Genomic DNA, 14,770 nt, shown 5'->3' on the forward strand with positions numbered 1-14,770 from the left:
GTCCCTTATAGCAAATGCCCGGACTTGCGCGCTTTGGTCGCCAGATAGCGGGCGTTTTGCGGTGTTTCGCCCACCTTCAACGGTACCCGTTCGGCCACCTCGATGCCGCAGCGCGCCATCATCGCCACCTTTGCGGGGTTGTTGGTCAACAGCCGCACCTGAGAAATCCCCAGCTCCCGCAATATCTGCGCGCCAAGACGGAAATCGCGCTCATCATCCTCGAAGCCAAGCCGGTGGTTCGCCTCGACCGTGTCAAAGCCCTGATCTTGCAAGGAATAAGCGCGCATCTTGTTCGCCAGGCCGATCCCGCGCCCCTCTTGGTTCAGGTACAAAAGTACGCCTGCGCCCTCTTGCCCCATCTGCGCCAGAGCGGCGTTCAGTTGCGGCCCGCAATCGCACTTGAGCGAGCCCAAAAGATCGCCGGTGAAACAGGCCGAGTGCAGCCGCGCCAGCACAGGCGCCTCGCGATCCGGGCGGCCCACTTCGATGGCGTAATGTTCGTCCGAGCCATCCTCGGGGCGAAAAATATGCAAACGCGCGTTTTCCGCAGCACGCAATGGCACCTTGGCCGAAACCACGTGATGCAAATCGGGCAAGGCATCCAGTGCCGGGGCCACCTGCCCGGCCTGCAACAGAACCAGCCCATGTTCGGTGGCAAAGTCCTGCGCCACCGGAACCACAAGCGCGGCAGGTAAAAGCCGCGCGGTTTTGCACAGCGCGATGGCCAGACGGTGTAGCCCCGCATCGCCGTCGCGCCGCGTGGACAGTGGGCCTTTCATCGGGTTGGCCAGATCATCCGCCGGATCGGCCAGATCATGCACCCAACTGATCGAGGCCCCTTCCGGTAGCACGACCCGCGCGACATCGCCATCATAGGCCCGCGCCTTGAGCGTTTCTGCCCGTCGTCCGGTCAGCGCCAGATCAACCGCGCCCAATGCCTGCATCCCGGCCAACCGTTCGGCGCCCAAAGTCTCGGCCGAGGCAACCAAAGCCGCCCCGTCCGCGCCGCTCAGAACAACCGGAACCCCCATGCGCAGGTCAGCCCGCGCCCGCGACAGGGTTTCATAAAGGTCCGGTGCAAAGGACATGGGCGCTCCATAAGTGTAACATTAGGCCGGTATTTCTGTAACATTCCCCCACCTCATACACGAGGCCGTGAAACGCTTGCAGCAATCCTTGTCGGTCCGGCAAGATGTCCACATCTGCTTGGAAAGGCAAGATGGAGACCAATGATATGGCACAGCTGAAAAACATTCTCCTCGTGGACGATGACGACGATCTGCGCGAGGCGCTTGCCGAGCAGTTGATCATGACTGAGGACTTCGAAGTCTTCGAAGCCGAGAACGGCGCAGGCGCGATGACCCGCGCCAAGGAACAGAACTACGATCTGGTGATCCTTGATGTTGGCCTGCCTGATACCGACGGGCGCGAGTTGTGCCGCCTTATGCGCAAGCAAGGCGTCAAGGCCCCGATCATCATGCTGACCGGCCATGACAGCGATGCCGATACCATTCTTGGCCTGGACGCCGGGGCCAATGACTATGTCACCAAGCCATTCAAATTCCCGGTGCTGCTGGCCCGGATCCGCGCCCAGCTGCGCCAGCACGAGCAAAGCGAAGACGCCGTGTTCACGGTTGGTCCCTATACCTTCAAGCCAGCGATGAAGATGCTGGTGACCGAAGATGACCGCAAAATCCGCCTGACCGAGAAGGAAACCAACATCCTCAAGTTCCTGTATCGGGCCACCGAAGGCGTGGTTCCGCGCGACACGCTGCTGCACGAGGTTTGGGGTTATAACGCGGGTGTCACCACGCACACGCTTGAGACGCACATCTATAGGTTGCGGCAAAAGATTGAGCCGAACCCTTCGAATGCGTCGCTTCTGGTCACGGAATCCGGGGGATATCGGCTTGTTTCGTAACTTTTTGTTTCTAATGGGCCCAAAAGATGCACGTTTGTAAAAGGTTACCTTGACGCAGATCAAAGTTGCATTGCACGCTAACGTTTAGATTGGTTTCGATAAATTCAATTACCCGTTGCATGTGCGGGTTATCGCATGCACCTCCCTGTTGGACTGGGCCCGGGCTTGTCCCGGGTCTTTTTTTGCCCAACATGATCCAATTGAGCGCCTACGGCGCACAGGTTTGGTTTTGATGCGAGGCTCTGCCTCGCGCTCCGGGATATTTATGGACCAATGAAACCGACGCTTATTGTGCTTGGTCCATGTAGTGGCGCACTGCATCCTGAACATGGCGAAAGCGGTCCCCACCAAGATGTTTCCCGCCATACCATCGGGTGACAACGATGATGTGATTGCGCAGGTCTTCGCGTTCCAGCATGCGCAGGATCACCATACCGGCGCCGCTTTCCCCATCGTCGTTCTTGAGCGGCGCAGTGTCCGTCAGGCAGGCCCAGGTGTTATGGGTTGCCTTGGCAAATTTCTTGCGGCGTTTCAGCTCTTTGAGAAAGGCGCGGGCCTCGGCTTCACTTTGGCATGAACCGCCAGAGACCGCATAACGCGACCCACGATCCGAGATGATGTTTTCCAGAACAAGCATAGGACTTGGCCTATCCGCGCCAACCGGAAAGGACAATGAAAATGGGCCCTGGCATCCCCGCCAGGGCCCTCGGACGCATCCCGTGAGTAAACGCAGAGTCCGTTACCAGTACGTGCCTTTTGACGACATCAACTTTGACGGCAAAGGGTAAATAATAGCTAAACTTCCCAGTAAGGAATGCCCTATTGTTTACAAAAAAAGGGCGCCCCGAAAGGCGCCCATTGGTATAGTCAGGGAATGAGACTTACGCGTCTTCTTCCTTGGTCTTGTTCTCGGGAACGATTTCTTCCCCGGTTTCTTGATCGACGACTTTCATCGACAGGCGCACCTTGCCGCGATCGTCAAAGCCCAGAAGCTTGACCTTCACGTCCTGGCCTTCTTTCAGAACGTCCGACGGATGGTTCAGGCGGCGGTTTTCGATCTGGCTGACGTGCACAAGGCCGTCACGCTTGCCAAAGAAGTTCACGAAGGCGCCGAAATCGACGATCTTCACAACCTTGCCGTCGTAAACCTTGCCTTCTTCCGGCTCAGCCACGATCGAATAGATCATGTCGTAGGCCTTTTTGATGGCCTCGCCGTTGGGCGATGCAATCTTGATGATGCCTTCGTCATTGATGTCGACCTTCGCGCCGGACACTTCCACGATCTCGCGGATGACCTTGCCGCCCGAGCCGATCACTTCACGGATCTTGTCGGTCGGGATCTGCATGGTCTCGATGCGCGGGGCGTGCACGCTGAACTCACCAGCGCTGGACAGCGCCTTGTTCATCTCGCCGAGAATGTGCAGACGGCCCTCTTTGGCCTGAGCCAGAGCGGTTTTCATGATCTCGGGCGTGATGCCTGCGACCTTGATGTCCATCTGCAGGGACGTGATGCCCTTTTCGGTGCCTGCCACTTTGAAGTCCATGTCGCCGAGGTGATCCTCGTCGCCAAGGATGTCGGACAGGATCGCGTAATCGCCATCGTCTTCCAGCACGAGGCCCATGGCCACACCGGCAACCGGCGCTTTCAGCGGAACACCGGCGTCCATCATGGACAGCGAGCCGCCACAGACCGACGCCATCGAGGACGAGCCGTTGGACTCGGTGATTTCAGACACCAGACGCAGCGTGTAGGGGAAATCCGTCGCGGCGGGCAGAACGGCCTGAAGGGCGCGCCATGCCAGTTTGCCGTGACCGATTTCGCGGCGGCCCGGGCCACTCACGCGGCCAACTTCGCCAACCGAATAGGGCGGGAAGTTGTAGTGCAGCATGAAGTTGGATTTGAAGTTGCCATGCAGCGCGTCGATGAACTGTTCGTCATCACCGGTGCCCAGCGTGGTCACGACCAGCGCCTGCGTTTCACCACGGGTGAACAGAGCCGAACCGTGGGTCCGCGGCAAAAGGCCGGTTTCCGACTCGATGGCGCGGATCTGATCCAGCGCGCGGCCGTCGATGCGACGCTTGTTCTTGACCACGTCACCGCGCAGAACAACCGACTCCAGCTTTTTCAAGGCCGAGCCGAGGTTGGCATCGGCAAGCTGCTCTTCGTTCAGAGCGGCTTTGATGCTGTCCTTGGCGGCAGAAACGGCGGCTACACGCTGCTGTTTGTCGCTGATCGCGTAAGCGGAGCGCATGGCCTCTTCGCCAGCGGCTTTGACCGCTTCATACAGGTCGGCATAATCCGGCGCCTGGAAGTCGAACGGCTCTTTCGCGCAATCTTCAGCCAGATCGATGATCAGGTCGACGACCGGCTGGATCTGCTCGTGGGCGAACATCACGGCGCCCAGCATTTCCTCTTCGGTCAGCTCGTAAGCTTCGGATTCGACCATCATCACGGCATCTTTGGTACCGGCAACAACCAGGTCCAGACGCTGCTCGGGGTTGTCGCGCAGCATGTGCATGTCGTCGACGGTCGGGTTCAGGACGTATTCGCCATCCTCGAAACCAACGCGGGCACCGGCGATCGGGCCACGGAACGGTGCGCCGGAAATGGTCAGCGCAGCCGAGGCGGCGATCATCGCAACGATGTCGGGGTCATTGACCAGATCGTGGCTCAACACCGTACACATCACCAGAACTTCGTTCTTGAAGCCGGGGACAAACAGCGGGCGGATCGGACGGTCGATCAGACGCGCGGTCAGCGTCTCTTTTTCGGTCGGGCGCGCTTCGCGCTTGAAGAAACCGCCCGGCACTTTACCGGCGGCATAGTATTTTTCCTGGTAGTGAACCGTCAGCGGAAAGAAATCCTGCCCTTCGCGCGGTTCCTTGGCGAACGTCACGTTCGCCATGACCGAGGTTTCGCCCAGAGTGGCGATCACAGTACCGTCGGCCTGACGGGCAATCTTGCCCGTTTCCAGTGTGAGCGTCTCTTCGCCCCACTGCATCGACTTCTTCGTTTCTTTGAACATACGTCTATCCTATGTGGGAGCGCTCCCGGCCCCTGCCGGGTCTCCCGTTTGATTGGCGGCCCCATTGCCGCCGACCCCTTCATCATTCCATGCGCCGGGGCCAGTGCGTCACGTCTCAGATGTGGGTGGCCCATACATGTTTTTCACCCCTTTGGAAAGCAATGAAACAGCGCGCAGCCCTACACTGCAGTGTTTTCAGCGGAAATAATCCCACTTTTCGGGCCTCGGTGCGGGCATTTGCCGGATCTTGCTCACTTCGCAAGAGTGCCCGCAGGCAAGATTGACGCATTTTCCTGTTTTTCCAGCGACATGCCGTGCCCGCATGGTAAAGCACAATGCAAATCAGACGTGGATTGTACCATATGAACATTCTTCAGATCACCTCGCTGCTTATCGTCCTGGCTGGCGCCTTTGGGGCCATCAACTATCTGTTCCTGAAACTGCCCTCTGCGATCGGCATTCTTGTGGTCGCCTTGCTGACCTCTCTGGCGGCTCTCTTGGCGGATATGGCGTTTCCTTCGGTCCAGATCGCCAGCGGTATTCGCGCGGTGATCCTGGACATCGATTTTTCCGACGCACTGCTTGAAGGGATGCTGGGCCTGCTGCTGTTCGCCGGGGCGCTGCACGTCAAAATCTCGGACCTGCGGGCGGTCTGGCCGGTAGTGTTGGTGATGGCCACCGTCGGCGTCGCCCTGTCCACCGCCGTTATCGGCATCGGCTTTCACTGGCTGACCGGAGCGCCGATCCTCATCGCACTGTTGTTCGGCGCGCTGATATCGCCGACCGATCCGGTGGCCGTGCTGGGCGTGCTGCGCGAAGCCAATCTCAGGAAATCCCTTGAAACCCAGATTGCCGGCGAAAGTCTGTTCAACGATGGCGTTGGATATGTGGTCTTTCTCGTGCTTCTGGGCATGGCCTTTCCGCATGGTGACGCCCATGGCAGCGGTTTAGCCGGGGCCTTGCGCCTGTTCACCCAAGAGGCGCTTGGCGGTGCGGTGCTTGGTGTGGTGTTGGGCTGGCTCGTGTTCCGTGTCATGCGGCGGATCGATGACCCCTCGCTCGAGGTTCTGCTGACCCTTGGCCTTGCTTTTGGCGGCTATGAATTGGCCATCGCCCTGCATGTTTCGGCGCCCATCATGGCGGTTTGTGCAGGCCTGTTGATCGGCGACGTTGGCGCCAAACACGGGATGAGCGCGGAGACCCGGAAATACGTCGAAGCCTTCTGGATGCTGATTGACGAGATTCTGAACGCGGTCCTTTTCCTGCTGATCGGGTTCGAGGTTTTTGCCGTAGCCTTCGACACGAGCCTGCTGGTCACCTCGGTCCTGTCCATCGCTCTGGCGCTGGTCGGACGCCTTGTCGCCGTTGCCGTCCCGGTTTTCATGCTCAAACCGTTTCAGACCTTTGCACCCGGGGTCGTGTCGATCATGACCTGGGGCGGCCTCAAGGGCGGGATCTCGGTCGCGCTGGCCCTGACCTTGCCAGACAGCGAATGGAAACCGCTGATCCTGACGATGACTTATGTGATCGTCGTTTTCTCGATCATCGTGCAGGGTTTGACTGTGGCACAGCTGGCCAACCGCGTCGGGCGCGAGCCTGATCTGGTTTAGATTTTCAATGGCAACAGTAAATGGGCAGGCGTTGTTCTGCCAATGCGTGGAGAAGGGAAAAAGACGTGCAGACCCAGACATTTGGCAAGATCATCTTCGACGACGGCGATGCCATACTTCCGGCGAAAGGCCCGCTTAGCGCGCCGGTCACGCTGGATATGAGCGAGATGGACCTGACACCAGACACCTTATCGCGGCTGGCCGCTTTCCTTGATGCATTGCCCAGACACGTCGCGGCCATCAAGACACGCTTCGTGGCGGAATTCGAAGAGATCGCAGGCTTTGTCCCTGCGTGGTTGGCAACGGAACTGCCCGATGCGTGGGCCAAGCAGATGCAGGGAAAGACGCCCGAGCAGGTGACGGCCAGCGATGTCTGGGACTGTCTGCGCCTTTCGACGATCTGGGCCACGGATCAGGAAACGCTCTCGCTTGATTTCAACTTTGTCCACTTTGACGTGGACCACCTTCTCAGCGCGCGCATGACCGTTGAAGGTGTCTTGACCGATCTGGACATTGAATCCTGACGCATCCGAAAGGAAAACGCCCGCTCCTTTCGGAACGGGCGTCTGAAACCGTTGATCCGGCGGGACAGTCCCGCCAGTCTTTAGCGGCGGATGCCGAGGCGCTTGATCAGGTCCTGATAACGGGCCTCATCCTTGGCTTTGGTGTAGTCCAGCAACTTACGACGCAGAGCAACCAGCTTGAGAAGGCCACGACGCGAGTGGTTGTCCTTCTTGTGGGTCTTGAAATGCTCAGTCAGAGTCGAGATGCGCGAGGTCAGAATGGCAACCTGTACTTCGGGCGAACCGGTGTCGCCTTCTTTGGTTGCGAATTCCTTCATCAGGCGGGTCTTTTCTTCGGGCGTGATCGACATCGGGATCTCCTTTCGGATTTTAAGGGTTATGGCACAAGCCGGGATGTCGTCCAGCAAGGCCCATGGAGAAACACCGCCCCATGGGGACGGATGCGCGCTCATAGACGATTCACTTCGGCTTGGGAAGGCCATAGTTTACAAGGTTGCGCACCAAAGCAGCTGACCTGCACAGTTTTATGGAAAATGTGCCTCGCCCGTGTCTGGAGTCAGCCAACCGCCAAGGCGCTGGCCGCGCTTTCGCCCACCAGCATGATCGCCTCAACCGAGGGCGCGCTTGCCGTAGACAGAGTGCCAAGCACCGTGCCGTTGACCACAATCTCTGAAATTGCGGGATCATCGTCGCTGACACGCAATTCCAGATCGGGATCAGCCTCAAGGTCGCTGTCGTCATAAACGATGACAATCTGATCTTCGGTCGCGTCGAAATCCAACAACTGGGCGGCCTCATCGACGATCCAATCGCCCAGCACCAACACATCCGCGCCATTGCCCCCCGAGGCAAAATCACCCTCGCCGATCATGAGGGTATCATCCCCGTCGCCGCCATTCAGGTAGTCACTATCGTCGGTGTCATGGCCGGCCTCATCGCGTTCGACCCCGTTCAACAGATCATCATCCCAACCGCCAAAAAGCGTGTCCGAACCTAAACCGCCGTCCAGAGTATCCCCGCCTTCACGGCCAAGAAGGGCATCGGCCCCATCGCCACCGTCCATCGAATCGTCGCCCAGTCCGCCCCAAAGCTCATCATCACCGGCGTCGCCAGCCATTTGGTCGTCGCCGTCATGGCCAAACAGGTCGTCCTCACCTGCGCCGCCGGACATCACGTCCTCTCCGGCGCCACCGTGCAGCGTGTCGTTCTCGGAACCCCCGAGCAGCGTGTCAGCCCCATCGCCGCCCTGCAATTCGTCGTCCGAAGCACCGCCGTCGATCAGATCGTTGCCATCACCGCCACCCAGAAGGTCGGTCGCGTCTGAGCCGGTCATGTCGTCGTCGCCTTCGCCGCCCTCTTCAATCAGGCCGGGCATGTTGATCAGACCCATTTGACCGAAGAGCGACGTCATCGCGCTTTGGGTATTTTCTTCCATCTCGGATGAGCCAGCATCCTGCTCCATCCCGACATCCGCTGTCATGACGACAGGCTCATCGACAGGCTCAGCCTGCGACAACTGCGCCTCTTCGCCGTCTATGGCGAAATCCAGAATACCAGTGCCGTCGGTGACGTCATCTTCGACCTGATCGCCGCCAGTGGGCGCATCAGACGGGGAATCGGGCAGGCTTTCTTCGGCGACCGGTGTGCTGATAAAGGCCACGGACCCCAGCACCATCATACCCATCAAACCAGCAAGAAAAAACATGGTCGGAATCCCCGCAATCCACCATGTCCAGTATCCCCGATCGTCGTGAGGCGATCAACGGAATTCCCGCGACAGGGTTAACGAGTGGTTTCCGCCTCCGGCGGCTGGATCTCTTCGATGATCTGGCTGGCAAGATCACCAAGGATCGGGACAAAGGCCACCTGGCTGAGCAACAACACAATCACCGACACCAGCGCCGAGGCGCCGACCACCGTGCCAAGGCCAAAAGCCAAGCCGCGGATGAATTGAAAGGCAACCAGCCGGTAAAGCGAGTTCTGGACCTTGATGAAGCGGTGGTTGTTCAGCCGCGCCACTTCATCTGCGAGCCTGTTCAAATCGCCGTGCAATTGCTCCGAGCGGTTCGGTTCAGGAACCTGCATATCGTGCCTCCTTAGGCCAGTCTTGTGGCAGTGTCGCATAAGGCACGTAAAGCGGATGGCGCGGATGACCAGCATTTGTCAGGCCAAGATGCCTTACATCACCGCGCAAACGAGGCGCCACGCGGGCCGCCTGCCCCCGGTATGCGCCATGCACCCCCCAAGCCGCTATTGTCATGTCCGCCGCTCCGGACCATGCTTCCAACAGCGTGGTGTTTTCCGGGCCTTCGGGATCATCGATCTGCTTCAGATCCTGCGGGCGTGTCGCGCGATAGGCAAAAAGGTTGGCAATCATCAGCGTTCCACAGTTCAGCATTCGGGCTCGGCGTTGGCACCGCTCGATCGTCGGATCATTGCGCAACTCATCAGCCGTGGATGGGTTCAACATGACAAACAGAACGCTTGGCAACGCTACATCCCAAATACGGGTCAAGCCGTAGCGATAGCTGCCGCAGGGCGAGAAGAGCGCCACGCTGGACTGTCCATCCTGATCCGCCTGTCGTTCGATCATGGGCGCAAGGTGCCGGAGCTGCAAGCCGTTGACAAGCCCGGCAATTTGACGCCCTCTTCGAGCAGCATCGCGGAAAGGGACAGCGCATGGACATCGCAAGGATCGAGGCCGCCGCCGAACGCCTGAAGGGGCATGCGCGCCGCACGCCATTGCTGAGCGCCCCCGCGCTGGACGAAATCGCCGGGCGGCGAGTGCTGGTCAAACCCGAATGCCTGCAACACACCGGCAGCTTCAAGTTCCGCGGGGGATGGGCGGCGGTTTCCGCATTGTCTCCAGAGGCTTGTGCCAAGGGGGTTATTGCCTATTCCTCGGGCAATCATGCGCAAGGCGTTGCCATGGCCGCCCGCGCCCACAACGCCCCGGCTGTGATCATCATGCCCTCGGACGCCCCGGCCTCCAAGATCGAAGGCACGCGGGCGCTCGGGGCCGAAGTGGTGCTTTATGATCGCGGTGTCGAGTCGCGGGAAGAGATTGGAGAGCGGCTGTCGGACGAACGCGGGCTGACCTTGATCAAACCTTATGATGAGCCCGAAGTGATCGCCGGGCAGGGGACTTGCGGGTTGGAAATCGCTGAACAGGCTGCCCGCATGGGCATCACGCAAGCCGACGTGCTGGTGTGCTGCGGCGGCGGCGGCCTGACCGCCGGGATCGCCCTTGCCCTTGAAGCGCGCGCGCCCGGAATGCGCGTCCATCCGGCAGAGCCAGAGGGGTTCGATGACACCGCTAGGTCGCTGCGCGCTGGCAAGCAACTGAGCAACGCGCAAGAGGCAGGTGGGCTTTGCGACGCGATCCTGACGCCAAGGCCCGGCGATTTGACCTTTCCGATCACATCGCGCCTGTGTGGCCCGGGCGTGGTTGTCAACGACGACGAGGTACTGCGCGCCATGGCGCTGGCCTTTCGTCACCTGAAAGTTGTGGCTGAACCGGGCGGCGCCGTGGCGCTTGCCGGCGCTTTATTCCACGGATCCGAGCTTGAAGGCGACACGGTGATTGCGACGATTTCTGGCGGCAATGTGGACGCTGCCGTTTTTGCGCGGGCATTGGCGTTGGTGTAGTAATCCAGAGGGGCACGGCCTGCGGCCATGCTCAGTTGATCGCGCCCGACGCCTGCGGCTTTGGGCGCGGGACAGGGGGCGCTGCCCCCGCGCTGCGCGCTCCCCCGGGATATTTTGGGACCAATGAAGCGTCAGGCGGCTTTCTCAGATGTTCAGATTGCGGGCTTCATCAACCAGCATGACGGGAATGCCATCGCGGATCGGAAAGGCCAGTCCTGCAGCGCGACTGACCAGCTCTTGCCGCTCGGCGTTATAGTCCAGACTGCTCTGCGTGACCGGGCAGACCAAAGATTCAAGCATGCGCCGGTCAAAGGCTTTATCGCTCATTGCATTACGTCCTTTTCTCCCCCTCTCAGGGTATATTCGATCAGTGTGACGAGTGTTTCCCGCCGGGTTCCCAGAGATGGCGCTTCGAGCAGCGCTTGTTTGTCCTCGGGGGAGAAATCCAGCAGCATGGACAAAGAATTGACTAGCAATTCGTCCTCGGCGTCCTGAAGGGTCTGCCAATCGGCTGACAGATCGCGCGCGGTAAAATAACGCTCCAGCAGAGACATGAACCGGTCGCGGTCGAAGCTTTTGTCCTGTTCCGCGTCATCGCGGTCCCGCTCGAACCCTTCCCAGCTGACTTCGCAGCGTCTGTAGGGGGTAAAGCCCTGAACTTCGCGAAGCACGCGGAATCTGGAAACCCCCGACAGAGTGATCATGTAACGCCCATCCTCGGTTTCCGAAAACTGCGTCACTCGGCCGGCGCAACCGATCAGGTGGAGCCCCGTCCCGTTGCGGCCTGGCATTTCGTTTGGCTGGACCATGCCGATCAGCCGTGTGTCGGTTTTCAGACTATCTTCGAGCATCGCAAGATAGCGCGGCTCGAAGATATGCAGTGGCAGCCGTGCGCGCGGCAAGAGCAGCGCCCCGGGCAGTGGGAACACCGGGATCACACCCGGCAGATCGGTCATCGTTTTCATGACTTTCGATCTAGCCCGCAGGTGTCCTCAGGCAAATATCATCGAGCTTAGTTTGCGCCGCCCGTTCAGCACGACAGGATCGTTGGCCTTCAGCGCCTCGAAAATAGTAAACAGCTGAGCCTTGGCCGCGCCGTCATTCCATTCACGGTCCTTTCGGAAGAGGTCCAGCAACTGATCCACCGCGCCCTGCGCATCACCGGCTGCGTACATCGCCTGAGCGAGGTCAAAGCGCGCCTGAAGATTTTCCGGCTCGGCTTCGACCAAGGCCTGCAGATCGCTGATCGGACCTGCATCGGCGGCCTGTTTTGCCAGTTCCAGTTTGGCGTGGGCGGCCTCGAGTTCCGGCGCCTTGGAGATTTCTGCCGGGGCGCCGTTCAGGATGGCTTCGGCCTGATCGAGATCGTCCATCGCAATATGCGCTTGAACCAGCCCGCCATAAGCGCGGGCGTTGTTGGGATCTTCGCCCAGGATCGCCGCGAAAGTCTGCGCTGCGTCCACCGCCGCGCCCTGTTCCAGCATCTCTTCGGCGGCTTCGATCGCCTCGTCCAACCCGCCGGAGGCATCGCCCCCCGAGGCCTGAACCACGCGAGCAATGAAATTTTTCAGTTCCGAGCCGGGCAATGCGCCTTGAAAGCCGTCAACCGGCTGGCCTTTCCAGAAGGCATAGACCGTGGGGATCGACTGGATCTGCATCTGGCCGGCGATCATCTGCGCCTCATCGACGTTGACCTTGACCATCCGCACCGCACCGCGTGCCTCGGTGACGGCGGCCTCAAGGGCCGGGCCGAGCGTCTTGCAGGGGCCACACCAAGGCGCCCAGAAGTCCACGATAATCGGCGTCGTTTGCGAGGCCTCGACAACCTCGGCCATGAACTCTGCCTCGGTGATGTCCTTGACCAGATCACCTGTCGATGTCTGCCCTGTACCTAATTCCAGCATTTCCGCCTCCGCCGTTGCGGTTTCCTTAGGGGCTTAGATGGCGCAGAGGGGGCCGGGATGCAAGTGCACGCCATCATTCAAAGGCGCCGAACAATCCAATCCTCTGACGCCAATAGCCTTGGGAACACGATCCGTCTGCGCCAAGGTCACGCCTTTGGACGGGCTATCCGGGCTGTCTTACAGGTCGAACGTCGCGAAAACCGGAGCGTGATCGCTGGGCTGTTCCCAACCACGCGCGGCGCGCAGAACACGGCTGGAATGCGCCGCGTTGGCGATATCCGGCGTCGCCCAGACGTGATCAAGCCGCCGGCCCTTGTCCGCCTCGTCCCAGTCGCGCGCGCGGTATGACCACCACGAGTAGAGCTTGCCCTCGGGCACATCCTTGCGCGTCACATCGACCCATTTGCCCGCGTCTTGCGCCGCACCCAAAGCCTCGACTTCGATCGGAGTATGGCTGACGACCTTGAGCATCTTCTTGTGGTCCCAGACATCCTCTTCCAGCGGGGCGATGTTCAGGTCCCCGACAAGAACAGCCTTTTCCGGCGCTTCCGCATGAAACCAGTCGCGCATCTCGGACAAGTAATCCAGCTTTTGACCAAATTTCTCATTCACCGCGCGGTCCGGTTTGTCGCCGCCCGCTGGCACATAGAAATTGTGGATGGTCACGCCATTCGACAGCCGTCCGGCCACATGCCGCGCGTGGCCCAAAGCGGCGAAATCCTTGTCCCCAACGTCTTCGATCGGCAGTTTTGACAGGATCGCCACGCCGTTATAGCCCTTTTGCCCGCGCGCAACCATGTGGGTATAGCCCAACGCCTGAAACCCCTCCAAGGGGATCTTGTCGACCGGGCTCTTGCACTCTTGCAGGCACAGCACATCCGGCCCCTCTTCGCGCAGCAGCTTTTCGACCAAAGGCGCCCGCAAACGGACCGAGTTGATGTTCCATGTGGCAAGGGTGAAAGGCATGTGGCGACTCCTGAGTTGCAGCCGCGCGACAGTGCCAAGCCCGCCGCGAAGGTGCAACCACCGATCACGGCGCAAGTTGGTACGGGCTTGGTTTCAGCACGCCACGTTGCGTCAGATAATCTCGTCCTCGTCATAAAGCGGGGCAACCTCGGGGTGGGCATCGAAGTCGCCCGCCGCCGCTTCGGCCGCCTTGAGTTGCTTGGGCTCTGCGATGTGAAACAAGGCGTCGCCCTCGTTGACGACGGGCAGGTTCGTCCGCCCGACGACGATCCCAGGTTTTTCGGCCAGCACTTCGGCCTCGCGCTCTCCGAACGGATCAGACACCACCCCCAGCACCGAGCCCGGTTCGACCCAGTCGCCACTGGCCTTCAGCGTCCGCAGCAGCCCGCCGGACGGGGCCCGCACCCAGCCAGAGCCATCGCACAGGACACCGTGGGCCCGCGGCTTGGGCACCCCGCGCGAGGTGATCATGCCAAGGCTGGCCATGACACGCAAAATCCCTGCGACCCCGGCCCGCGCCGCGAATTCGTCAAAGCGCAGACCCTCGCCCGCTTCGTAAAGCAGCACGTCGACCCCCGCCTTTTCCGCTTCAAGCCGGAGCGAGCCATCGCGGGTTTTCGACATCAGCGTGACCGGGGCGGCAAAGGCCTTGCCCAATTCGGTCAGACGCGGGTTCTTGGGCGTCAGGCGCAATTGCGGCAGATTTTCGCGGCCTACGGCAGCCGAGTGCAAGTCAATCCCCACGTCACTGCGCAGCACCACTTCCGTCATGAACAGATCCGCAAGGCGCGCCGCGAGCGAGCCAAAGGGATGACCCGGAAACACCCGGTTCAAATCCCGGCGGTCGGGAAGATACCGCGACTGGTTGAGAAAGCCAAAGGCGTTGACGATGGGCACCGCGATCAAGGTGCCGGACAAGCGCTGCACCGGCGCGGCACGCAGAAGGCGGCGAACGATCTCGACGCCGATTACCTCGTCTCCATGTATGGCCGCCGAAACGAACATCACCGGCCCCGGGCGTTTTCCGTGCACCACATGCGCCGACATGGTGACAGGCGTGTGGTCGGACATCACCGAAACCGGCAGCTCAACCGTCTGGCGGGTGCCGGGAGCAATCGTTTCGGACCCGATCAGGAAAGCATCGCGCATGGGTTGGGTTCCTTATATTTCA

The 14,770-nt window shown here is 60.3% G+C and carries 16 protein-coding genes; 4 read left to right on the forward strand and 12 right to left on the reverse strand.

The window, feature by feature from the left end; translation table 11 throughout:
- Positions 1–5: 5 nt before the first annotated feature.
- A complete protein-coding gene (gene ribA, locus ACOYQJ_RS13585; protein ID WP_422906571.1) occupies positions 6–1,088 on the reverse strand; it encodes a GTP cyclohydrolase II in 1,083 nt (360 codons plus the stop codon).
- Between the two features lie 146 nt (positions 1,089–1,234).
- Here ribA and ACOYQJ_RS13590 point away from each other — a divergent pair, with 146 nt between their 5' ends.
- Positions 1,235–1,921, forward strand: coding sequence for a response regulator transcription factor (locus tag ACOYQJ_RS13590; RefSeq protein WP_422906572.1), 687 nt, complete (start codon positions 1,235–1,237; stop codon positions 1,919–1,921).
- Between the two features lie 286 nt (positions 1,922–2,207).
- Here ACOYQJ_RS13590 and ACOYQJ_RS13595 read toward each other — a convergent pair whose 3' ends face one another.
- Positions 2,208–2,558, reverse strand: coding sequence for a YigZ family protein (locus tag ACOYQJ_RS13595; RefSeq protein ID WP_422906573.1), 351 nt, complete (start codon positions 2,556–2,558; stop codon positions 2,208–2,210).
- Positions 2,559–2,802: 244 nt separating this feature from the next.
- Positions 2,803–4,947, reverse strand: a complete 2,145-nt coding sequence (pnp, locus tag ACOYQJ_RS13600) for a polyribonucleotide nucleotidyltransferase (RefSeq protein ID WP_422906574.1) — start codon at positions 4,945–4,947, stop codon at positions 2,803–2,805.
- 362 nt (positions 4,948–5,309) lie between these two features.
- Here pnp and ACOYQJ_RS13605 point away from each other — a divergent pair, with 362 nt between their 5' ends.
- On the forward strand, positions 5,310–6,557 hold the full coding sequence (locus ACOYQJ_RS13605; protein WP_422906575.1) for a cation:proton antiporter: 1,248 nt from the start codon (positions 5,310–5,312) through the stop codon (positions 6,555–6,557).
- Positions 6,558–6,622: 65 nt separating this feature from the next.
- The gene (locus ACOYQJ_RS13610) at positions 6,623–7,081 is read left to right on the forward strand and encodes a hypothetical protein (protein ID WP_422906576.1); all 459 of its coding nucleotides are present in this window, start codon (positions 6,623–6,625) and stop codon (positions 7,079–7,081) included.
- A gap of 80 nt (positions 7,082–7,161) precedes the next feature.
- Here the strand turns inward: ACOYQJ_RS13610 and rpsO are convergent, their stop codons facing one another.
- The 4 genes from rpsO to ACOYQJ_RS13630 form a co-directional block, all read right to left on the reverse strand.
- Positions 7,162–7,431 carry a 30S ribosomal protein S15 gene (gene rpsO / locus ACOYQJ_RS13615; protein WP_422906577.1) on the reverse strand — a complete coding sequence of 90 codons (270 nt, stop codon included), beginning with the start codon at positions 7,429–7,431 and terminating at the stop codon, positions 7,162–7,164.
- 206 nt (positions 7,432–7,637) lie between these two features.
- Positions 7,638–8,786 carry a calcium-binding protein gene (locus ACOYQJ_RS13620; protein ID WP_422906578.1) on the reverse strand — a complete coding sequence of 383 codons (1,149 nt, stop codon included), beginning with the start codon at positions 8,784–8,786 and terminating at the stop codon, positions 7,638–7,640.
- 77 nt (positions 8,787–8,863) lie between these two features.
- The gene (locus ACOYQJ_RS13625; RefSeq protein ID WP_422906579.1) at positions 8,864–9,166 is read right to left on the reverse strand and encodes a DUF5665 domain-containing protein; all 303 of its coding nucleotides are present in this window, start codon (positions 9,164–9,166) and stop codon (positions 8,864–8,866) included.
- The gene (locus tag ACOYQJ_RS13630; protein WP_422906580.1) at positions 9,153–9,674 is read right to left on the reverse strand and encodes a DUF1643 domain-containing protein; all 522 of its coding nucleotides are present in this window, start codon (positions 9,672–9,674) and stop codon (positions 9,153–9,155) included. The genes ACOYQJ_RS13625 and ACOYQJ_RS13630 overlap by 14 nt, the downstream gene beginning before the upstream one ends.
- Before the next feature lie 86 nt (positions 9,675–9,760).
- On the opposite strand from ACOYQJ_RS13630, the gene ACOYQJ_RS13635 reads away from it, so the two are divergent.
- Positions 9,761–10,729 carry a threonine ammonia-lyase gene (locus tag ACOYQJ_RS13635; RefSeq protein WP_422906581.1) on the forward strand — a complete coding sequence of 323 codons (969 nt, stop codon included), beginning with the start codon at positions 9,761–9,763 and terminating at the stop codon, positions 10,727–10,729.
- Between the two features lie 144 nt (positions 10,730–10,873).
- On the opposite strand, the gene ACOYQJ_RS13640 is transcribed toward ACOYQJ_RS13635, so the two are convergent.
- From ACOYQJ_RS13640 to ACOYQJ_RS13660, 5 genes are all read right to left on the reverse strand, one after another.
- Entirely contained in the window at positions 10,874–11,056 is a 183-nt protein-coding gene (locus ACOYQJ_RS13640; protein ID WP_422906582.1) for a Trm112 family protein, read from the reverse strand.
- Positions 11,053–11,694 carry an LON peptidase substrate-binding domain-containing protein gene (locus tag ACOYQJ_RS13645; protein ID WP_422906583.1) on the reverse strand — a complete coding sequence of 214 codons (642 nt, stop codon included), beginning with the start codon at positions 11,692–11,694 and terminating at the stop codon, positions 11,053–11,055. Before ACOYQJ_RS13645 ends, ACOYQJ_RS13640 begins: the two co-directional genes overlap by 4 nt.
- Positions 11,695–11,721: 27 nt before the next feature.
- On the reverse strand, positions 11,722–12,633 hold the full coding sequence (gene trxA / locus ACOYQJ_RS13650) for a thioredoxin (protein WP_422906584.1): 912 nt from the start codon (positions 12,631–12,633) through the stop codon (positions 11,722–11,724).
- 177 nt (positions 12,634–12,810) lie between these two features.
- Positions 12,811–13,599, reverse strand: coding sequence for an exodeoxyribonuclease III (locus ACOYQJ_RS13655; protein ID WP_422906585.1), 789 nt, complete (start codon positions 13,597–13,599; stop codon positions 12,811–12,813).
- 111 nt (positions 13,600–13,710) lie between these two features.
- A complete protein-coding gene (locus ACOYQJ_RS13660; RefSeq protein ID WP_422906586.1) occupies positions 13,711–14,748 on the reverse strand; it encodes a succinylglutamate desuccinylase/aspartoacylase family protein in 1,038 nt (345 codons plus the stop codon).
- Between the last annotated feature and the right edge of the window lie 22 nt (positions 14,749–14,770).

The organism is Pacificoceanicola algae (assembly GCF_049341065.1).
Classification (GTDB): Bacteria; Pseudomonadota; Alphaproteobacteria; order Rhodobacterales; family Rhodobacteraceae; genus Pacificoceanicola.